Origin of the sequence: Chitinimonas arctica (assembly GCF_007431345.1) — a bacterium.
In the GTDB taxonomy this organism is placed as follows: domain Bacteria; phylum Pseudomonadota; class Gammaproteobacteria; order Burkholderiales; family Chitinimonadaceae; genus Chitinimonas; species Chitinimonas arctica.
This window is the reverse complement of record NZ_CP041730.1, coordinates 2,215,455-2,236,318: the sequence shown is the minus strand read 5'-3', so window position 1 is coordinate 2,236,318 and position 20,864 is coordinate 2,215,455. Positions and strand designations below refer to the sequence as shown.

The following is a 20,864-nucleotide window of genomic DNA, read 5'->3' as shown; positions in this document are numbered from 1 at the left end:
GCATGCAAAACATTCTGTTGGCTTATCGCCACTACTTCGACACCGCCACGGTGACCGGCGGCAGTTGGCAGGCAGGCGCGCCCTTGGCCAACCTCAAGACCCGGATTTTTAGCGAGGTGGCTAGATCGACCAATGCCTTGGCGTCGAACACGCTGCTGGATATCGACCTGGGCCAGGTCCGACCTATCGCCCTGGTGTCCCTGGTCGATCACAACCTAAGCGAGATGGCGCAATGGCGCGTCACCGCCTACAGCAATGCTGGCTACACCCACGTCGTTTGGCAGCAGGACTGGCAACGGGTTTGGCCAAGGCTCGGACTGGGCGCCATGGACTGGGAAGACCCCGGCTATTGGTCCGGCCTGATCCCAGCCGAACGGCTGGACCAGTATCGGGCGCTGTCGATTGCCACGCCGGACCGCAGCCGCGCCCGCTACTGGCGGATCGAGATCGACGACACGGCCAACCCAGCCGGCTATGTCCAGCTCGGTCGCGTCTACGTCAGCGACGGCTGGCAGCCTGAAGCGAATTTGAGCTACGGCCGCGCGCTGGGCTACGAAAGCCGCAGCCAGATCATTGAAGCCGATGACGGTACCGAGTTCGGCCGGCGCCGTAAGCCTTGCCGGGTGGTCCAGGGCGAGCTGGCGTGGCTGAGCAAGACCGAGGCTTACGACCGCGTGCTGCAGATCCAGCGCGAAGCCGATGTGATTGGCGAGGTGTTTTACGTCGAGGACGCCGCCGACCCGGCATCGCTGCTGCAACGCGCCTTCCCCGGCCGCCTGCGCAAGCTGTCGGCCATCGAGTGGCCGTTCTTCAACACCCATCGCACCGGTATCGAAATCAAGGAGATCATTTAATGGTGACTACCGTCACAGTGCCCGTCGCCCTCGGTGGCAGCGGGCTGACGTATACCTCGGACGACAACCCGCTGACCGGCTTCGGCAATGGCGGCCACGAAGTACGTTTTCCGCTGGCCCTGGACGACACGGTGTCGATGGCGGCGACCGCCGTCGCTGCGGCCAGCGCGGCAGCCGCCGGACTGACCGCGTCCGCCTACTCGGGCACCAGCGCCAGTGCCGTCGCGCTTGGCGTCGGCAACAAGACATTGACCACCCAGGCCGGCAAAAGCTGGTTTGTCGGCCAATTCCTCCAGCTCGTATCCGGCATCGGCAACTATATGCAAGGCCAGGTGACCGCCTATGCCGGTACCAGCCTGACGGTGTCGGTCAGTCGATCCGTCGGCAGCGGCTCCGCCAGTGCCTGGATCATCATGCCGGGCGGATCATGGGACAGCTCGGCGGCCACGGCGGCCGCCCTCACGATCGATGCCCCCACCAATGGCGCCGCGTCCAATACGGCCGTCCCGAACGGCATGCTCATGCTGGCCAATAGCGCGGTCACCACCATGCTGGTGACGCATGGTTTCTTTTCGGGCGGCGGCGCGCCTTATGGCTGGGTGCAGCCCCGGACCAGCAATGCCGCCAGCTTTTATAACTATGTCCTCTGCCCGGTGGGCGGGGATGTCCTAGTGGGTACCGACACCCCAGCGGCGAGCGGGCAAGCCAGGTTGTTATCGGCCGGCGGATTTCGGGTCCAGGGCGGCGCCATGCCGACGGGTGCCGGTATCTCGCTGGTCGGCAATGTGGTCAGTGGCCGCCTCTGCACCACCAACGTCTATGCCATCAACAGCTACGTGGATGACGGCAAGTTAGAAATCGCCTCGGCCAGTAGCAGCGGCCAGGTAACCGGCGTGGTCATGAATGGCGGTACCGCCAATATCAACGCCGGCACCATGCAGTTCTTCACCAAGTCGGCCGAGGCCGCGCGCATCACGCCAAATGGCGAGTTCCTGTTGAACACGGCGACCGCGCAAGCCGGCTACAAGATGGTCGTTTCCGGCGCCCTCTACGTCACCTCGCCCATTCGGCCCGGTAGTTACACCAAAGCCACCTTGCCGGCGGCCGGTAGCTACACCGGCGCACAGATTTATGTCACCGACGATAGCAATGGCTCGACGCCGGCGTTTTCGGATGGGACCGCCTGGCGCCGCGTCGCCGATCGCACCGTGGTTGCTTAATCCCCTATGGAGAATCGAATGGAAACGTATTTGCGGGAAGTCATGATCGTCTGCAACCCGGACGGCAGCATTCGGGGCGCACATCGGAAACGCGGGGCCAGCCAATTGGATGCCTTTACTGGCGCGACCAGTGAGCTGGAGGGACCGGCGGAAGCATTGGCATTGGAAGGTACCGGCAGCGCTTCACTGGCAAGCGTGGTCGGCGAAGTGACGGCGCATGCCCTGCTGGACAACGAGGCCTTGCGCACTGCGCTCGCCACGGCACACGTCCAGCTGGAAGGCGCCCTGCAACGTATTGCCCAACTGGAGCAAGCCCAGTCCACCACGCCGGCGGAAGTCTCGCCAGCAACCGTAGAGGGAAGCGCATGACGCCAAACGAAGACTTCGGACCGGCAGTCGTCAAGGCAACCCCCGCCGTCGGCGGCTGGGTGCTGAGCGGCCTAACGCTCAACGATTGGGTAGCCGTGGCAACGCTGCTCTACCTGGCCCTGCAAATCGTCCTGCTTGTCCCGAGATACTTGCGCTGGTGGCGCGGGAAGGAAAAGAACGATGGAAAATAAACGCGCCATAACGGGCGCCGTGGTTGCCGTCCTGGCCATTGCCTTCCCGCTGACCGCCCAGCTCGAAGGCAAGCGCAACAAGACCTATCTCGACATTGCCCGCATACCCACCGCTTGCATGGGCCAGACCGGCCCCAAGGTCAAACTGGGGGCGACCTACAGCGATGAGACCTGCAACACCTGGTTACGTGAAGAGCTGACCGACTACTACAGCGCCGTCGCCCAATGCATAGACGTGCCAATGGCACCGCACCAGGCCGCCGCGCTGACCGTGTTTGCCTACAACGTCGGCACGGCTGGCGCCTGTGGTTCGGCCGCCGCACGCTACGCCCGACAAGGGGACTGGCCAAGGGCATGCCGCGCCATCCAGACCAACGATGCCGGGCAACCGGCCTGGTCGTATATCACCGACCCGAAGACCGGCGGCAAGACCTACTCAAAGGGCCTGGCCAATCGACGGGCACGGGAACGCGCCTTATGCGAGGGCAAGAGCCATGTTTAGCCTGATCCCTTGGCCCTATCGCATCCTGGCCATGGGCTTGCTCTGCGTCGCGCTATTCGCTGCTGGGTATGTGAAGGGTGCCAGGGCGGAGCAACTCGCCGCCGTGGCAGCCGACCGCGACAGCATGCTGCGGGTCGTCAAGATCGAGCGCCGGCAGGCCGCCGTATCGAACGCGATCGCCGTCGCTCATGAAACCGGCCGCACCCGTGACCGACTCGTCTACCGAACCATTGAAAAGGAAATCATCCGCTATGTCGCGAACCCTGCTCGGCTTGTTGCTCGCCTGGATCGTAGCTGGGTGTGCCAGCACGACGCCGGCGCGCTGTCCGGCCTTCCCGATACCGCCTGCATCCTTGATGCGAGCGCCAGCGACTTTACAAGCGATGATGCCCTTCGCGTCCTCGTCCGCAACTACGAAGCAGCCAAAGAAAACGAACGACAATTGATCGACCTGCAGGCCTGGATACGTGCGCAAGGTGCGCTGGAAGCAACTTAGCGGCATGAACTTGGGCTGCATTGAAATACACAAATGCGACTTACTGACTACTATCATATCTAGTAGTTTCGCATTATTTCTCTGAGTAATAAGGTGCACTCCCCTTCGGGAGGAAGCCCCTTGCCCAGTCGATTCAAATACTAGGCAAGAAAATTAAAATCAGAGAAAAGCAAATTACATGAAAAGAAAAAAACTCGCCTTATTTAGGCTGTCAGCAATCGCACTTGCAGAAATCAGCTTGATTATGACGCCACTGTGTATAAATGCAGCGGACATGCCAATATCGAGCAATTTGGACGGTGAGGACGAAGTAATTTATATTGGCGGCAGAAGGCAGCCAACACCAAACAAGCCCATGCCCTGTGAGTCAGGCCAATGTGGGCCCAGCCCCGGGGGTGGCACAGGACCTCGCACACCTGGCGGAGGCGGCGGCGGGCGTGAAACCGGGGAATTCGCCCCTAAAGATCTGTTGGAAAAAAGCCTTGATGGTCGTTGCACTGCCGACGACATACTTTCAACGGACGAAAATTCCCAACGCGATGCCGAAGTGAATGCGGCTCTATCCAGCGGCCTAGCAAATATTCAAGCTCACTATACCACCATGCAAACTTTAGAAAGTTGGTGGAGTTTACTAAGAACCTTCGGAGACAAACAAAAGGTAACGTATATTTTTGCGGATGCCGGCACAGGTGAATATAGTTTCAATCCCTTTTCTTCTGTGAAATTCCAGCCAACGGGGAAGATGACAATGGGCGCAGGTCAGAAAGTTGCCTGCCCTGGTTAAATGAAACTTGCCGCCAACCTACGCGCAGGTGCTAGGATAGGCGGCATTCTACGATGATTGAAGCAACAATTCAGCACACCTATGCATACCAAACGTTTAGCTTTCATTTTTCTTTCCACGGGCCTAGCTTGTTGTACAGCTTGGTATTTTTTCGGTGCGAGCAAAGTTGCTGCCAAGGCAACGGACCCCGCCGCATCCCAATCTACTACGCCAGTGGCTTCTAACGGCTTTTTCGGCGACTCATCTACCACACTGCCAACTTCTCAAACTCCTTCGGCCGCCAGTAGCACTTCTGCAACAGCAGGTATGTTACAAGCGTTCAATAAACTCCAAAGCGCCCGCTCGTTTATACATGAAGCCATTCGGCATCCAGAAAGCGGTGGTATTCGTTATGCCAACCGAGCTTGGGCAGATTGCATTAATGCCGCCGGCAGCACGGGTTTAATGAGAGGGTTATTCAAGGTCGTACCGGGAAGTCGAGAGAGTCAAGCCGAAGCTGCTATCAAGTCGAAATGCGATATTACTGACTCCGACTTAGCAACTTTAAAGTCCGCCTCAAGAAAATATGCTTCAGTAGACCCACTAAGCCAAATTGGTCGAAAGAGTGACTATGCGAAAACGAGCGAAGCCCACCTTGCATTGGCCAAGGAAGTAATTAGCGCGGGCTCTCCAATACTTTTCGACAAGCTCAAGTATTCTCGCGAGTACAAGTTAGCAGGAGGGCAAAGCGACTACGAAGCATATTTCGATGGCAAATGGTACAGAGGAGGTAATGAATCTGCTTATACTGAAGCCCTGATTCTCGCTCAATGTGAGTTTGGCATGAACTGTGGCCCAGATAGCTTAAGAACGCTTGCGCAGTGCTCTGACAAGGGTTGGTGTGCGAATAGCTTGGCTGAGTCGGTTCGCATTGGATGGTCGAAGGAATTGCCGCAACATGTCGATGCCGTATTTTCTTTGCGCGATAAAATCGTCGCCGCGATTAAAGCCGGTGATGCTAGTGCCTTTGCACCGGGCCTCTGACGACTTTCGCTGCCACTGCCGTCGGTGCTAAGGATTTTCTGCCGAATGCCCGTGTGAAAATGTACAGGTAGCGCTATCGCGGGCCTCGTTTCGGATATCATGCGGGTCCAAAAATCTGGGGGCAACGCCCGTCGATTGCCGCCCCAAGTCACTGAATTCTGATGAAATCCCTTATCCTGCTTCTGGCAGTGGCGCTGTCCGTCAGCCTGCCGCTATCCGCCGCCACCGTCCAAACGATCCAGAACGAATTCGATTCGTATGGCAATCTCGCCAAGCAAATCCGTAACGATGGCGGCTGGACGCAGTACACCTATTACCCTGGCGGGATGATCAAAACGCGCAGCGACGACCGTGGCCGGCTGAGCAGCTTCGAATACGACCCGCATAAGCGCCTGATTACCCGCACTGATCAACTCGACGGCGCCACCTATATCCAGCGCTTCGACTACGATGGCCGCCACCGACTGACCAAGTACACCGACCCGCGCGGCCTGGTGACGACCTATCAGTACAACGGCTTCGACGAGGTCATCAAACAGACCAGTCCCGACAGTGGTGTCACCACCACCGTGCCCAATGGCAAGGGCGGTACTGATACGGTCACCGACGCCAAGTCGCAGATCACCAAGTACCATTACGATCTCGCCGGCCGCCTGGACAAACTAACCTACGCCGACCAGAGCTATACCACCTTCGGATACGGCACCACCGGCACACGAGCCGGCAAGTTGCAGCTGATCAGCGACTCGCAAGGCGATCAGATCAGCATTCCCTACGACGACCTCGGCCGTCCCATGGGCGAGTGGCGCACCATCGCTGGCAAGCAATACATCACGCGAGAGAACTACGACAGCTCCGGCCGATTGAAACAGCGCGTCTACCCCAGCGGCCGCAGCGTCACTTACAACTTCAACGCCGCCGGCCAGATCAATCAGATCCTGACCCAAGCCAATGCCACGGCCCCGACCGCTGTCGTCGCCAAGGACATCAGCTACCGCCCATTCGGTCCTGTTCAGAACTGGACCTACGGTAATGGCGAGGTGCATACCAGCCGCTACGACCTCGACGGCCGAACAACCCAGCTCAGCTTAGGCGACAGCACCGTTACGCTCGGCTACGACACCGGCGGCCGAGTCAGAACCCAGAAAATCAGCGGCGGCTGGTGGGAGCGACTGCTGCAAAAGCTCGGCCTGCCCGCCGGGCAGCAAAGCTTGTATGACTACGACGCACATGACCGCCTGATCAGTTGGCAGGACGGCACGACCAGCCACCGCTATCGATACGACGGCAATGGGAACCGCATCGAGCTGACCGTCAACGGCCAAAGCTATGCCCAGCGTATCGACCCGGCCAGTAATCGCCTGATCGCCAGTGATGGCCCGCGCGTGGCCGTCTATCGATACGACAATAACGGCAGCCGCATCAGCGACAGCATGCAAAGCTACATCTACAACGCCCGTGGCCGGCTCATCGCCGCTGCTGGGGCGCAATACGTGGTGAACGCCCTCGGTCAGCGCATCGTCAAGACATACCAAGGCCAGACCACGGTCTATCACTACGATATGCAAGGCCATCTGATCGCCGAGAGCGACCAGTTGGGCAATGCCAAGCGCGAGTATGTCTATCTGCACGACACCCCGATCGCAGTGATCGACTTCGGTGCCGTCCGCTATATCCATACCGACCACCTGGGCGCGGCACGTCTAATCACCGACTCCACCAAACGGCCGATCTGGGCGTGGCAGGGCGAGCCGTTTGGCAATACCGCGCCGAATGAAGACCCGGAAGGGACTGGGGCAGCCTTTGCCTACAATCCCCGTTTCAAAGGCCAGTATTACGACAAGGAAAGCGGCCTGCACTACAACTACTTCCGGGACTTCGATCCAGGACAAGGCCGTTATCTGCAATCCGATCCCATCGGGTTGGCTGGTGGCTTGAATACGTACGGCTACGTCGGCGGCAACCCGATGAGCTATAGCGATCCGCTCGGATTGCTAAGAAGCCCCGACTGGATGCGAGCAGTTATCCCTGGGCAAGTGGCGTGGGACAATGCTGTCACAGCATGGGAAAACGGTAACCGAGGTGCCGCCGTCGCTCATTCCAGTGTAATGATGGGTGAAGCACTTGCTACTGTGCTGACCTCTGGTGGATACAGTGCTTACCGTCAGGCTACGGCTTGTGTGGTAGGTTCGGTTACAGCAAAGGAATTACCCGCACTGAGGCAGGCCTACATTAACGAGGTTCGTGCACTTGAAGACGTTGCCTTGAACGCAAGAGCGGCCGGCACCACACCAGAAGCTACCGCTCGTATGGTTCAGCAAATGCGCCGAGATTTGGGAGAGCAATACAAAAATCTAACACCCGCTGATAAACTTCAAGAGATTTACGCAAGAAATCTTGAGCGATATGGAGATAAGCTTGGACCAACCGTAGATTGGCTGCAAGCTCGTGGCAAGAGTTGGGAGCAGATTATTGAATCTTCTTCGCGTCCTGGTGGTAAAGACTTAGGATTATGAAAATGAGCATCGAACAAACGACAATCAATCTTGGCGACGAATACGACAATGCTCTTAGAGACGCGTTGCGGGCAGTACTTTTAAATAACAAGGCGATGGGTGTTGACACTTCATGGGGGATTGGCGGCTCACAAGAAATTGCGATGTCAAAGGTAAGGCTAGGAGACGGGCTGATTACGATTGAGTCCGAAACATATATTGGACTTACCATCTCGGGGCCTAAGCAAATTGTTGAAAAGCTTGCGGAGGAAGTGCGGAAGGAACTCAACCCCTCGTCCGATTAGATGCCGCAAACAGCAGTGCATCGGCCGGCTGAAGACCGTTCACGCCGTCACCTATCCCACTGGCCGGCGCCAAGCCCCGCCGTTGCTTGATCCTCCTTCTTCTTTAGCCGCTCGCTGCGCGTATCTGGGCCTCTGCGCCTGGGTGCGTCGCGATGGGTAAAAGTGCATCTAGGCCGCCGTCCTGTTTGCTGAAAACACGCATCTAGGGAAAAATGCGTGTCGTAGGGGCAGGCGTCGGGGTTTGTTGGGTTGTAAACCGTGCTGGCCCTAGGGAAAACGCGCTTTTAGCTGCGACCTTGCGTCGGAACAGGAGGTTTACAACTACTTCCGAGATTATGATCCGGCGACGGGGAAGTACCTACAAAACGATCCAATCGGGCTACAAGGTGGACTTAACCCCTATGCCTATGTGTATGGCAATCCGATGAGCTATTCCGACCCATATGGATTGTTTGGAATTGAAGACATCCCGACGATTCCGCAGCCTGTCGTAGATTACTCTGCCGGCTTTGGTGACTTCATTTCATTTGGTATAACCAACAAAGTGCGTGATTATGCAGGCTCGAATGGTTCGGTAGATAAATGTTCAACGGCTTTCAGCGCTGGGGAATGGACTGGTGTTGCTTTTAGTTCCGCCGTACCAATTTCTCGTGCTGCTTATGTATTCAAGGCTCGACAGATACCAGGGGTGGCAACCTCTGCTGCAGAAGCGGTAGCCATGCGTAATGGATTGAAAGACTACTTCCGGGGGTATTTGGCCAAACCCATGCAGAGCATTTCACGCTTTGAACATCCCACGCTATCAAGCTTGCTACTCAGAAAGACTGAAGAGCAAGTTATTGCTGGTGCAGGCAGAACGAGTAACGCATGGAGTACGGGGCTAATAGGAGGAGGCGCGGCTAGCACCGTGTACAAAGCTTGGGATGCTAAAAATGGAAATTAATGAGCAGGGCATTAGCGATAGTGACCGGATATTACATCGTTATCGTGCGCACAGTTGGCAGGGTAAGAATCTTTACGTGCTTTCGTTGAAAGACAAGACGGTACAGCCGATATGTTTCGACAGCAATACAACGCTGCCGCGAAACGGATTGATTGTTGACTACGAGTGCAACCTTAGGGGAGGCGCAGCTGTTTTTTTTGCGTATAGAAAAGATGGAAGATTATTTTTCGGATTGAACGAGAAAACTTTCGATGCCAGTGATAGCTCAATAAGCTGCTCACACAAAAAGGGTTTGTTTTTTTCTGAGCTTACAATAACAGAAAAAAATGCCAAAAAAATCAGCCTGCTCTATATAACGCCTTGGTGGCGTATATTCCTTGATGATGGGAGCTTTCCGGAAGATAGATTTCCATTGCAAGAGATGGCGGTAGTTTTAAGTGATCCAGAAAAGCGAAAAACAATTTTCAATGGAATGGCGGATTAAAAATAGCCCATCCACCTGGATGCGCGGCAAGGGATAAAATTGTCTCTAGATTGCAGTCCTGTTTGCTGAAAACGCGCATCTAGGGGAAAATGCGTGTCGTAGGGGCAGGCGTCGGGGTTAGTTGGCTTGTAAACCGTGCTGGCTCTAGGGAAAACGGGTTTTTAGCTGCGACCTTGCATCGGAACAGGAGGTTTACAACTACCATCGGGATTTCGATCCGGGACAGGGCCGTTACGCCCAGTCAGATCCGATTGGCTTGGCGGGGGGGCTCAATACCTATGCCTATGTTGGTGGGAATCCGCTCAGTTATAGCGATCCGCTCGGATTATTCCGAAGCCCAGAATGGATGCGCGCAGTAGTTCCTGGACAAGTGGCATGGGACAATGCTCTCACTGCGTGGGAAAACGGCAATCGGGGTGCTGCTGTTGCACATACTGGCGTGATGTTTGGAGAGGCGCTAGCGACCGTGATGACCTCCGGTACCTATGGTGCTTCTCGCCAGGCGGTGGTTTGTACGGTAAATTCGACGGCGGCAAAGACAGCAGGCCAGCTTGGACGTGAGGGCGAAGCAGCTGTTCGTGCGGCTTACGAGATTGGCGACAAAGCCAAGTTGACCATCAATGGTCGAACTCGAATTCCTGATGGTCTAACGGCAGATGCACTCAGCGAAGTGAAGAATGTAGATCGGCTAAGTTTCACGCGGCAACTGCGCGACTATCTGGATCATGCCCAAAGCGAAGGTTTGCGGTTCGACCTCTATACGCGGCCGAATACGACATTGTCAGGGCCTTTGCAGAACGCAGTCGACAACGGCCTCATCAACCAATTGCATATTCCAAGATGACAACGAAAAAAACATCGGCCCGTGCGCCTTTAACAGATAAGGAACTGTGGTACTTGACCGCAGATCAATTCTTGAGTTTGAAGCTGACCGACGATGAAAAGGCGCGGCTACGGGAAATCAATAAAGAAAAAGAGCGAGAACGGATTGAAAGCTCGGCGCGACTGCGGATAGAAGAGACACCTATTTTGTTGGAGTTACGCGGGGTCGGCTTGAATGTTGAATCGGTCTGGGATTTAGTGAATACCTCGACGAGATATGCCGTTGCTATTCCCATTCTGCTGAAGCATTTGTTGCTTCCATATTCGGATCGGACGCGAGACGGCATTGCTCGCTCTCTCGCCGTTCCCGAACTCGAAGTGCAGAAAGCTTGGCCGATGCTGGTTAGTGAATACCGCAAGGCCCAGATGGGTTGGGGCATCAAGGGGCCAGGCGACACCAGGGAGTACAAGCTGGGCGCCAAGGATGGCTTGGCCTGTGCGCTATCGGTCGCGGTGACGGACGAGACGTTGGCAGAACTGATCGACATTGCCAAAGACCGCACGCAAGGCGAAAGCCGCGTGTTGCTGCTATCGGCTTTGAAAAAACGTAGAGACAAGAACCCGCTGGCAAAGCAGGCGATAGACGAGTTGGCAAGCGATCCTCAGTTGGCAAAGGAAATTGCATCCTGGCGAAAACGATAGTAACGCTTGTTATGCCATCGCTAAAGAGCTGCCCCGCCGGGTCTGCGGCGAGGGTGGCTTTTTTACGCCATGCGAAATCGCCCCAATAACCCCGCGCTGCGCCGGCAGGTGTAGAGGCTATGCTATGCGCACGCGTCTCCGGGAACCGAACTCTGTCCCCGCATTCGTTTTTAGAGACACGCCATTGGTCACGGTGGGAAGGGCTCCTACCCCCAGCTGCCGACGCCGAATAACAAAAGTTATGCGCGTGGCCCAGGGCTCGCTAGATTGCTTGTAGCGAGGAAGGTTGCCCAAATCCTCGCGTGACTTTCGCGTGACTTCGTTAAACGCTGTTGAGCGGCATAGGGCATCCTTGCAACGGGCTGCACTGCTAAGTTGTTGATATATATAAAGCTTCCATGCTTCGGGAGCAGGGGGTCGGAGGTTCGAATCCTCTCACGCCGACCAGAAATTCAGGAAAATCGACCGGTTATAGCTTTGGCTATTGCCGGTTTTTGTTTTTTTGACATGTAGCGCCGATCCTGGGGGCTATCGAAATGCGCTTGATCTAACCCGATGCAGCGGCGACCTCGGCATCGAGTTCCGGCCATAGCTGCGGGAACAGGCCGGAGAGCGTTTCGGGTGACAGTTGAACATGCAAGGTCCCCCGCGGGCTTGGAGAACCCAACAAACCAAGTTTGAGTGTCGCTGCCAATGCCCGCTCAGCCGTTCGTTCGGCAAGACCGGTCATCGCTTTGAAATCCGCCCGGCTGATCGGCCCGATGGCCATGGCGTACAACATCGGCTTCATCACTTCCATGCCGAGGTCTCTATACGCCGCCCGCTGTGATTGCGCCGCGATGAACATCTCCATGCGTTCCTTGAAGTTACTCAGTTGCAGCCTGCCGGTCATAAACGCAATCTGATCCAGGCAGATATCCAGCGCAAAGTTGATCCAGGCGCAAAGACCCGATTCGGTGAGGTTGCCGCGACCATCAAGATCGCCCCGGCGAGATTGATCCGCCCCCGCCAGCATGGCGTAGTAGTCTTCCTGTCGCCTGGCCAATCCACGCATGGGTGACCAGATGCCCTGGGTAAGGCCCAGTGCATGTAGACAAAGATGTGTGTGTAGACGGACCGTGCGGCCATTGCCGTCAGCGAATGGGTGCACCCAGGCAAAGCGGTGATGCGCGGCAATCACTGCAATCAAGCCCATTTCGCCGCGCAGGCTATGTCGATAGTGCTGATCCAGGGCCGCAAGAAATCCCGCGACATTTTCATGGGGAGGCGGGATATGGCGGCCCACTCCCACATCCCCGGTACGTAGCACTCCCGGTTCAATCACGTGGATTTTGCCTATCAGCTTCCCTGAGGGATCGACCATTTGCTGCGTGCGATCATCCGCCGTAAGGCGGCCATAGATCATCGCATGCACATGCTGGAAGGTTGCCTGGGCAAAGCGTTCGGCGCCGGCCAACAAATCAAGGTTCGCCTCGCCGCTGATTTCCGCCTCAATATGAGCCAGTGCCAAGCGTTGTTTGGTCGCTTCCTGTGGCCGGGGTGAATAGTCCTGGTGCAGGGCGCGATCAATCAATAAAGGCGTGGTGTGCTGTCCCTCGATCTTGTTGGAATAGTAGGAATTCATTGCCCTTAGCCGAGGGGTCAGCTCGGCCAGCAAATGAGGCAAGGCGCCTTTGGGAATGTTCGCGGCAGCGGCGATCAGCTCCGCCGCTTTATCCCTGAGCGGGGCCAGGTTCTTCTCCAGCGAAGGCATCAGGGGCGTTAGCTGGCTCGGCGTAATAAGGCCAGGGCGCTTGTCCATAAGTGTTTCCGGCGGAAGGGTTGGCGACTAAAGCTTGGTGTTGATTGCCAATAAAATAGTCAATAAATACAAAGGATTGTATACCTAATTGCCAACTTTTGGCGGAAGTGTTGGCGACTATCCTGGCGGATCGGCATCTACGCTGGTACCTCTCCGCTCCATGCGTTGCCGTGACTGCCAAAGTGGGAAGGTATAAATATGTCTGCCAGATAGTTGAGCGTGAACGGCAGATGCGGTTCGAGAGCATCGAGGCACTTTGTATTTTAAATGTTACGTCGACGTCTAATTAAGTAAGCCCGATGGTATTCGTTCCGTTGCCTTATATGCCGGTCCTATTCCCAACCCACTCCCGCCCCATCCATGGCAAAATACCCCAAATATTATCTACGCCATTTTTCCATTCCACGGACATTCCCATGACGCTATCCTGTTTCAAGGCCTACGATATTCGCGGCAAGCTAGGCGAACAACTCAATGAAGATATTGCCTACCGAATCGGTCGTGCCTATGCGCAATTTCTCGGCGCCAAGCGTGTCGTGGTAGGCGGCGATGTCCGTCTCAGCAGCGAATCGCTGAAATTGGCCTTGGCGAATGGCCTGATGGACGGCGGCGCCGATGTGATCGATCTGGGCATGACCGGTACCGAAGAAATCTATTTCGCTGCCTTCCATCTCGATGTCGACGGCGGCATCGAAGTCACCGCCAGCCATAATCCAATGGACTACAACGGCATGAAGCTGGTCGGCCGCGATGCCCGCCCCATCAGCGGCGACACCGGCCTGCAAGCGATCCGGGCGCTGGCCGAGGCGAATCAATTCGAGCCGGCCACGCGTGGCACACTCGAGCGGCAGTCCACCCTGGCCGCCTTCGTGGAGCACCTGCTGGGCTATCTACACCTGCCCGCCATCAAGCCCTTGACCCTGGTGGTGAATAGCGGCAACGGCGCGGCCGGCCATGTGGTCGATGCCATCGAAGCGAAATTCCAGCAATTTGGTGTGCCGATTCGTTTTATCAAATTGCACCACGAGCCGGATGGCACTTTTCCGCATGGGATTCCCAATCCGCTGCTGCCGGAAAACCGCGCCGCCACGGCCGATGCGGTGCGGGCCCATGGCGCCGATCTGGGGATAGCCTGGGATGGCGATTTCGACCGCTGTTTTCTGTTCGACGAGCGCGGCGATTTTATCGAGGGTTATTATATCGTCGGCTTATTGGCCCAAGCCTTCCTGGTTAAAAACCCGGGCGAGAAGATTATCCATGATCCACGCTTGACCTGGAACACCATCGATATCGTCCAAGCCGCGGGCGGCGTGGCGGTGCAATCGAAAACCGGCCATGCCTTTATCAAGGAACGGATGCGCGCCGAGAATGCGGTATATGGCGGCGAGATGAGCGCCCACCATTATTTCCGCGATTTTGCCTATTGCGATAGCGGCATGATTCCGTGGCTGCTGGTGATCGAGCTCCTGAGCCGAAGCGGTAAGGCACTGTCGCAACTGGTGGATGAACGCATAGCCGCTTATCCCTGCAGCGGCGAGATCAACTACCAGGTGGCCGATGCGGCCGCCGCCATGCAACGTGTCCGCGACCATTACGCCGATCTACAACCGGTCCTTGACGGCACGGATGGACTGAGTCTGGCGTTTGACGATTGGCGTCTGAATATCCGTTCGTCCAACACCGAACCGTTGCTGCGCTTGAATGTCGAGAGCCGTGCCGATCAGGCGCTGGTGGCTCGCCAAGTCGCGACGATCGAAAGGCTGATTGCCCAGGGTTGAGGCAAGCCGGCATGACAAAGGGCGGCCATCGGGCCGCCCTTCGAGAGACAAAAGCTTAAGCTTGGTTCTTGCTGCGGCGGCGTGCGATGGTACCGATCAGGCCGATGCCGGCCAGGAACATCGCATAGGTTTCCGGTTCCGGGATCGGATCGGCCGAAGCATTCATTTCGATAGCGTACTTGCCGCCTATCGTGCCGGCCAGGCCGGTGACGACCAGGCTATAGGCGCCAGAGCTCAGCGCGCCGTCATAGCTGAGGATCTGCGACTTGTTGGTGGACATATAGGTCCAGGCAGTGGCGCCGTTGGGACCGAACAGGGTCGCGGCGAAATTGCCGATGGAGCTGGCCTGGCGATTGTTGATCTTGCTCAGCACACCGAAGAATTGGTTGTTGCCGCCATCAAGCGAGAAATTCCACGTATCGTTGATTTGGGCGCCGGCTGCGAACGTCAGTTCGTGGGTGTAGTCGCCGATATCGGTCAACACGCCAATATCGATCACCTGGGCTTGCGCCGCGGCGCCGCTCCCGATGATGGCAACGGCGACGGCCAGTTTTTTGATTGCAAGGTTCATATTGTTTTCCTCAATTGAAAATACAGCCTGGATCCCCTCCATTGCGAATGAGTATTCGCCTAATGTTGCTATGCAGCAATAGCCCGTTCGGACTAAGGGGAATTGTGTTTTCAGGCACGCAAACCTTGCAAATGAAAAAAGGCGGCATCTCTGCCGCCTTTCCTGGAACCACTACGGGCTGAATTAAGCCTTGTTGCGACGACGGGCAATGGCGCCCATCACGCCCAGGCCGGCCAGCAGCATGGCGTAGCTTTCCGGCTCGGGCACCGGCACCGGCGAAGCCGACATGTTCATGGAGTAGGCGCCGCCTACCCAGCCTTGACCCTTGCCGGTCAGGGTCAGGGTGTGCGAACCGGCACCCAGACGCATGGTGCCGAAGGCCGATTCCAGCTTGCCTTGTTGGCCGACTGGCAGGGCATTGCCGTCCAGGGTGATACCGAAGTTGGTGATGTCGGTAACGGTGTTGCCGAACAAGCTCAGGTAGAACGTGTTGGCTTGGTAGGTGAAGTCGGACAGCACATCCAGATCGAACGAGAAAGCGTTCGAGAAGTTGCCGTTGACCAGCAGTTGGGTGTGCGAGGTGCTGTTCAGCAAACCGGCGTCAAAAGTCTGATTGCCGCCACCGAAACCGGTAGAAGCGAATGCAGCGCCGCAGGAGCCTGCCAGAGCCAAAGCAATGGCCGCTTTCTTGAAACTAAGTGTCATAGTGAAATCCCTGTTGTTGAGCACGATAATCCTGCCCGTTGTTTAAGTATTGCCATAGACCCACTCGTCAGCAATAGCCCGTTCGTACTAACGTACTATTTGATGACAAATGAATTAGCGGCCATACACATCTTCAAAGCGAACGATGTCGTCTTCACCAAGATAGGAACCGGATTGCACCTCGATCATTTCCAGCGGCACACAGCCCGGATTTTCGAGGCGATGGCGGGTTCCCAGCGGTATAAAGGTGGATTCGTTCTCCGAAACCAGGTAGTTGGTATCGCCACGGGTCACCCGTGCGGTACCGCGCACCACGATCCAATGTTCGGCGCGGTGGTGGTGCATCTGAAGCGACAAAGTACCGCCCGGCTTGACCACGATACGCTTCACCTGGAAGCGTTCGCCGTTGTCCACGCTGTCGTACCAGCCCCAGGGGCGGAATACCTTGCGATGGAGCTGGCCTTCCGTACGGCGCTCGCGCTTGAGTTTGTCGACGATCTGCTTGACCTCCTGGGTCTTGCTCTTGTGAACGACCAGGATGGCATCGGGTGTTTCCACCACCACCAGGTCGTCCACGCCCACGCAGGCCACCAGGCGGCCTTCCGAGATGGCCAGCGTGTCGCGGCAGTCTTGCAGCAGCACATCGCCGCGGCTGACGTTGCCGTCGCCGTCCTTGGGCAATACCTGCCACAGGGCATCCCAGGCGCCGACATCGGACCAGCCGGCGGCCAGCGGCAGCACCGCACCGCTTGGCAATGCTTCGCCGGCGGCGGCGATACGCTCCATCACCGCGTAGTCGATGGAATCGGACGGGCATTGGGCGAAGGCGGCCTTGCCGACCCGGACAAACTCGCCGTCCACCGACGATTCCGCCCAGGCTGCCTGGCAGGCGGCCAGGATATCGGCGCGGCAAGCGGCGATGGCGGTCAGCCACACCGAAGCGCGCATCATGAACAAGCCGCTGTTCCACAAATAGGTGCCGGCATCCAGATAGCTTTGCGCGGTGGCGCGATCCGGCTTCTCGACGAAGCGCGCGATATGGTGCGCAGCAGCGTCGCCGAAGCGGGCGCCGGTCTGGATATAGCCGTAGCCGGTCTCCGGTGCGTCGGGTGTGATGCCGAAGGTCACCACGGCGCCCTGGGTGGCCAATTCGGCGCCCTGGCGCACCACGGCCTGGAAAGCGGCCGTATCCACGATCACATGGTCGGACGGCATCACCAGCAGGATGGGATCGCCGCCGTCGTGGCGGCTGGCCAGGGCGGCCAGCGTCAGCGCCGGCGCGGTATTGCGGCCGGCCGGTTCCAGCAGGATGGTGCCCTGCTTGTCCAGCTGGCGCAGCTGTTCGGCGATCACGAAGCGATATTCTTCGTTGCACACCACCATGGGTGGGGCCAGTTCCACGCCGGCCAGCCCTTCCACGCGACGCACGGTCGCTTGCAGCAGCGAATCGTCGCCGATCAGCGGTAGCAACTGCTTGGGATACTTCTCGCGTGACAGCGGCCACAGCCGTGTACCGGAACCACCGGACAGAATGACGGGTTTAACCAACATATGCGTACCTACCTAAATAATATGGAATTCAACCGCGAGCATCGCCCCAACGGAGATCGCCGCTCTCGTCGCCCGGATACATGGTGTTGCCGCAGCGGCTGACACAGTAATGCGGCGACACGATCATCTCGTTGAAGGTCATATCCGCGCCCAGCCGGGTGTATTCGAACAGGATGCTGCGCACCACCTTGGCGCCTTTGCGCAGATGGCTGCCGTGGCCGATCCAGGTCGGGCCGATAATGGTGCAGCCCGGTTCGATACGTACGCTGGAACCGATGTAGACGGGACCGTCGATCACCACCGAATCCCAATCGACCGAGGTATTGAGCCCCACCCAGATACCGGGCCGAATCTCGCGTCCCGGCATGTTCATCTGCGCGACTTCGCCGCGTAGCACGCGCTGCAAGACCGACCAGTAATCGCCGACCCGGCCGATATCGATCCAGTTGAAGAAGCGCTTTTGCACGAAAAACGGCAACTGCTGCTCGACCAACAGCGGAAACAGTTCGGAGCCGATATCGAATACCGTGTTGGGAGGAACGCGTTCCAGCACTTCCGGTTCGAAGATATAGATGCCCGTGCTGGCCAGGGTGGATTTAGCCTCGGCCGGTGCCGGCTTCTCCTGGAAGGATTGGATGTGGCCATCCTGGCTGGCCACCACCACACCGTAGTTCTGCACCTGGTCTTCCGGCACGTTGAGCGCCACCACGCTGGCGATGGCGCCCTTGGTGCGGTGCTCGTGCAGGGCGGCGCCGATATCCAGGTCGATCAATGCATCGCCGCACAGCACCAGGGTGGTTTCATCGAAGAAGCCGCTGAAGTCCTGGATACGCCGCATGCCGCCGGCCGAACCCATGGGCCGCGGCAGGATTTCGCCATGGTCGCGGATGCCCTCGTAGGCATAGCCGATCTGCACGCCCCAGCGATGTCCATCGCCGAAATACTCTTCGATCTTGCGATGGTGATAGGCAACGTTGACCATGATCTCCTTCACGCCATAGCTGGCGAGATGCTCGATCAGGTATTCCATCACCGGTTTGCCCAGGATGGGCACCATTGGTTTGGGCAGGCCCTTGGTCAGCGGGCGTACCCGCGTACCCTGGCCTGCCGCCAGTATCATTCCCTTGGCCATTCAACGATTCCTTCCCTTGAGGTGCGCGGAAGCCGTGCTTTCCGCCTGCAATTGGCGCCCCCCGCTGGGCGGGAGGCGTCCGGCGGACGCAAGCATCAGTGCTTCCGTTCCTGCAGCAGATTCATCAGGTACTGGCCATAGCCGGACTTTGCCAGCGGCTGGGCCAGCCGGGATAGTTGCGCATCGTCGATCCAGCCCTGCCGCCAGCTGATTTCTTCCGGCGCGGCGACCTTCACGCCTTGGCGGCGTTCGATGGTCTGGATAAACAGGCTGGCTTCCAGCATGGATTCGTGCGTACCGGTATCGAGCCAGGCATAGCCGCGGCCCATGGTTTCCACATCCAGATTGCCCTGTTCCATATACAGCCGGTTCAGGTCGGTGATCTCCAGCTCGCCGCGCGGCGAGGGGCGGATGCGCTTGGCCATCTCGACCACATGCTGGTCATAGAAATACAGACCGGTCACCGCATGGCGGGACTTGGGATGCTGCGGCTTCTCTTCCAGGCTGATCGCGCGTCCTTCTGCATCGAACTCCACCACGCCGTAGCGTTCGGGGTCTTGCACGGCGTAGGCGAACACGGTCGCACCGGTGGTGCGCTGGCTGGCGTTGTGCAGCAGGCTGGTGAAATCGTGGCCGTAGAAGATATTGTCGCCCAGCACCAGGGCCGACAGATCGTCGCCAAGAAAGGATTCACCGATGATGAAGGCCTGCGCCAGGCCATCCGGCGAAGCTTGTACGGCATAGGACAGGCTGATGCCCCATTGGCTGCCGTCACCCAGCAATTGCTGAAAGCGCGGAGTGTCCTGCGGAGTGGAGATGATCAGCACTTCGCGTATCCCCGCCAGCAGCAGGGTGCTGAGGGGGTAATAGATCATGGGCTTGTCGAAGATGGGCAGAAGCTGCTTCGAGACCGCTTGCGTAGCGGGATAGAGCCGGGTGCCGGAACCGCCGGCCAGGATGATGCCCTTGCGTTTTACCATTTCCGTCTTCCTTTGAAATCTGTAATTTTTTGGTGGCGATGCGCGCCGGCGGCCTGTTCGGCGCCTGGCGCGCTAAGCACTCGCCGGATCAGGCGCGCGCGCCGTAGTTGTGTTCCAGCCATTCGCGATAGGCGCCGCTGGTGACATTGCCTACCCATGCTTGATTGGCCAGGTACCACTCGACGGTCTTGCGGATACCGGTTTCGAAGGTTTCGGCCGGCTTCCAGCCCAGTTCGCGTTCCAGCTTGGTGGCGTCGATGGCATAGCGCTTGTCATGGCCGGGCCGGTCGGTGACGTAGGTGATCTGGCTGCTGTAAGGCTGGCCATCCGCCCGCGGCTGCAGCTCGTCCAGGATCGCGCACAGGGTGCGTACCACGTCCAGGTTCGGCTTCTCGTTCCAACCGCCGACGTTGTAGGTCTCGCCCAGCCGGCCGCCGGCCAGCACGGTGCGGATGGCGCTGCAGTGGTCCTTGACGTACAGCCAGTCGCGGATCTGCTGGCCGTCGCCATAGATGGGCAGCGGCTTGCCGTTGAGCGCATTGAGGATGCACAGCGGAATCAATTTCTCCGGGAAGTGGAACGGCCCGTAGTTGTTGGAGCAGTTGGTGGTCAGTACCGGCAGGCCATAGGTATGGTGGTAGGCGCGGACCAGATGGTCGGACGCGGCCTTGGATGCCGAATAAGGACTGTTGGGTTCGTAGCGATTGGTTTCGCTGAAGGCCGGGTCGGTCTTTTCCAGCGAACCGTACACCTCGTCGGTGGAAACATGCAGAAAGCGGAAGGCCGTCTTGGCCTCGCCCTGCAGTTGCTGCCAATAGGCCTTGCAGGCTTCCAGCAGATGGAAGGTGCCGACGATATTGGTCTGGATAAATTCGCCCGGTCCGGTGATGGAACGGTCCACATGCGATTCCGCCGCGAAATTGAGCACGGCGCGGACCTGGTGCTTGGCCAGCAGGCCGGCGACCAGCTCGGCATCGCCGATATCGCCCTGCACGAAGATATGGCCGGGGTGGTCTTTCAGGCTGGCCAGGTTTTCCAGATTGCCGGCGTAGCTCAGCTTGTCCAGATTGATGACCGGCTCGTCGCTTTGCGCCAGCCAGTCCAGTACGAAGTTGCTGCCGATAAAGCCGGCGCCGCCGGTGACGAGAATGCTCAT

21 protein-coding genes and 2 pseudogenes are annotated in these 20,864 nt (G+C 57.9%); 16 read left to right on the top strand and 7 right to left on the bottom strand.

Going from position 1 to position 20,864, the window contains the following annotated elements:
* Positions 1-2: 2 nt before the first annotated feature.
* The 15 genes and pseudogenes from FNU76_RS10170 (at position 3) to FNU76_RS10100 (ending at position 11,190) form a co-directional block, all read left to right on the top strand.
* The gene (locus FNU76_RS10170) at positions 3-854 is read left to right on the top strand and encodes a hypothetical protein (RefSeq protein ID WP_144278093.1); all 852 of its coding nucleotides are present in this window, start codon (positions 3-5) and stop codon (positions 852-854) included.
* A complete protein-coding gene (locus tag FNU76_RS10165) occupies positions 854-2,074 on the top strand; it encodes a hypothetical protein (protein ID WP_144278092.1) in 1,221 nt (406 codons plus the stop codon). The genes FNU76_RS10170 and FNU76_RS10165 overlap by 1 nt, the downstream gene beginning before the upstream one ends.
* An 18-nt stretch (positions 2,075-2,092) precedes the next feature.
* Entirely contained in the window at positions 2,093-2,443 is a 351-nt protein-coding gene (locus FNU76_RS10160; protein ID WP_144278091.1) for a hypothetical protein, read from the top strand.
* Positions 2,440-2,634: a phage holin family protein gene (locus tag FNU76_RS10155; protein ID WP_144278090.1), complete on the top strand. Its 195-nt coding sequence runs from the start codon at positions 2,440-2,442 to the stop codon at positions 2,632-2,634. Before FNU76_RS10160 ends, FNU76_RS10155 begins: the two co-directional genes overlap by 4 nt.
* Complete coding sequence (locus FNU76_RS10150; protein WP_144278089.1) at positions 2,624-3,136, top strand: lysozyme; 513 nt, start codon at positions 2,624-2,626, stop codon at positions 3,134-3,136. The genes FNU76_RS10155 and FNU76_RS10150 overlap by 11 nt, the downstream gene beginning before the upstream one ends.
* On the top strand, positions 3,129-3,632 hold the full coding sequence (locus tag FNU76_RS10145) for a hypothetical protein (protein ID WP_144278088.1): 504 nt from the start codon (positions 3,129-3,131) through the stop codon (positions 3,630-3,632). Before FNU76_RS10150 ends, FNU76_RS10145 begins: the two co-directional genes overlap by 8 nt.
* 178 nt (positions 3,633-3,810) lie before the next feature.
* Positions 3,811-4,416 (top strand): hypothetical protein, encoded by a 606-nt coding sequence (locus FNU76_RS10140; protein WP_144278087.1) that lies wholly within the window; start codon positions 3,811-3,813, stop codon positions 4,414-4,416.
* A gap of 81 nt (positions 4,417-4,497) precedes the next feature.
* Complete coding sequence (locus tag FNU76_RS10135; RefSeq protein ID WP_144278086.1) at positions 4,498-5,439, top strand: hypothetical protein; 942 nt, start codon at positions 4,498-4,500, stop codon at positions 5,437-5,439.
* A 161-nt stretch (positions 5,440-5,600) separates the two neighbouring features.
* Positions 5,601-7,955: an RHS repeat domain-containing protein gene (locus FNU76_RS10130; RefSeq protein WP_144278085.1), complete on the top strand. Its 2,355-nt coding sequence runs from the start codon at positions 5,601-5,603 to the stop codon at positions 7,953-7,955.
* Positions 7,956-7,957: 2 nt separating this feature from the next.
* Entirely contained in the window at positions 7,958-8,239 is a 282-nt protein-coding gene (locus tag FNU76_RS10125) for a hypothetical protein (protein WP_144278084.1), read from the top strand.
* A gap of 325 nt (positions 8,240-8,564) precedes the next feature.
* Positions 8,565-9,182: pseudogene (locus tag FNU76_RS10120) on the top strand (RHS repeat-associated core domain-containing protein); the annotation flags it as partial.
* A complete protein-coding gene (locus FNU76_RS10115) occupies positions 9,172-9,666 on the top strand; it encodes a hypothetical protein (protein ID WP_144278083.1) in 495 nt (164 codons plus the stop codon). The pseudogene FNU76_RS10120 and the gene FNU76_RS10115, both read left to right, overlap by 11 nt.
* Positions 9,667-9,868: 202 nt before the next feature.
* Positions 9,869-9,982 (top strand): annotated as a pseudogene (locus tag FNU76_RS25205) (RHS repeat-associated core domain-containing protein); the annotation flags it as partial.
* 30 nt (positions 9,983-10,012) lie between these two features.
* Entirely contained in the window at positions 10,013-10,510 is a 498-nt protein-coding gene (locus FNU76_RS10105) for a putative toxin (protein ID WP_144278082.1), read from the top strand.
* A 53-nt stretch (positions 10,511-10,563) separates the two neighbouring features.
* Positions 10,564-11,190, top strand: coding sequence for a hypothetical protein (locus FNU76_RS10100; RefSeq protein WP_223879291.1), 627 nt, complete (start codon positions 10,564-10,566; stop codon positions 11,188-11,190).
* Between the two features lie 547 nt (positions 11,191-11,737).
* On the opposite strand, the gene FNU76_RS10090 is transcribed toward FNU76_RS10100, so the two are convergent.
* The gene (locus tag FNU76_RS10090; RefSeq protein ID WP_144278080.1) at positions 11,738-12,991 is read right to left on the bottom strand and encodes a Fic family protein; all 1,254 of its coding nucleotides are present in this window, start codon (positions 12,989-12,991) and stop codon (positions 11,738-11,740) included.
* 416 nt (positions 12,992-13,407) lie between these two features.
* On the opposite strand from FNU76_RS10090, the gene FNU76_RS10085 reads away from it, so the two are divergent.
* Positions 13,408-14,769 (top strand): phosphohexomutase domain-containing protein, encoded by a 1,362-nt coding sequence (locus FNU76_RS10085; RefSeq protein WP_144278079.1) that lies wholly within the window; start codon positions 13,408-13,410, stop codon positions 14,767-14,769.
* 55 nt (positions 14,770-14,824) lie between these two features.
* On the opposite strand, the gene FNU76_RS10080 is transcribed toward FNU76_RS10085, so the two are convergent.
* The 6 genes from FNU76_RS10080 to rfbB all read right to left on the bottom strand — a co-directional run bounded on the left by FNU76_RS10080 (position 14,825) and on the right by rfbB (position 20,864).
* Complete coding sequence (locus tag FNU76_RS10080; RefSeq protein WP_179958421.1) at positions 14,825-15,340, bottom strand: FxDxF family PEP-CTERM protein; 516 nt, start codon at positions 15,338-15,340, stop codon at positions 14,825-14,827.
* Between the two features lie 183 nt (positions 15,341-15,523).
* Complete coding sequence (locus tag FNU76_RS10075; protein WP_144278077.1) at positions 15,524-16,045, bottom strand: FxDxF family PEP-CTERM protein; 522 nt, start codon at positions 16,043-16,045, stop codon at positions 15,524-15,526.
* 114 nt (positions 16,046-16,159) lie between these two features.
* Positions 16,160-17,596 carry a mannose-1-phosphate guanylyltransferase/mannose-6-phosphate isomerase gene (locus FNU76_RS10070; RefSeq protein ID WP_144278076.1) on the bottom strand — a complete coding sequence of 479 codons (1,437 nt, stop codon included), beginning with the start codon at positions 17,594-17,596 and terminating at the stop codon, positions 16,160-16,162.
* Positions 17,597-17,624: 28 nt separating this feature from the next.
* Positions 17,625-18,728: a nucleotidyltransferase family protein gene (locus FNU76_RS10065; protein WP_144278075.1), complete on the bottom strand. Its 1,104-nt coding sequence runs from the start codon at positions 18,726-18,728 to the stop codon at positions 17,625-17,627.
* A 95-nt stretch (positions 18,729-18,823) separates the two neighbouring features.
* A complete protein-coding gene (rfbA, locus tag FNU76_RS10060; RefSeq protein WP_144278074.1) occupies positions 18,824-19,708 on the bottom strand; it encodes a glucose-1-phosphate thymidylyltransferase RfbA in 885 nt (294 codons plus the stop codon).
* 88 nt (positions 19,709-19,796) lie between these two features.
* Positions 19,797-20,864 (bottom strand): dTDP-glucose 4,6-dehydratase, encoded by a 1,068-nt coding sequence (gene rfbB, locus FNU76_RS10055; protein ID WP_144278073.1) that lies wholly within the window; start codon positions 20,862-20,864, stop codon positions 19,797-19,799.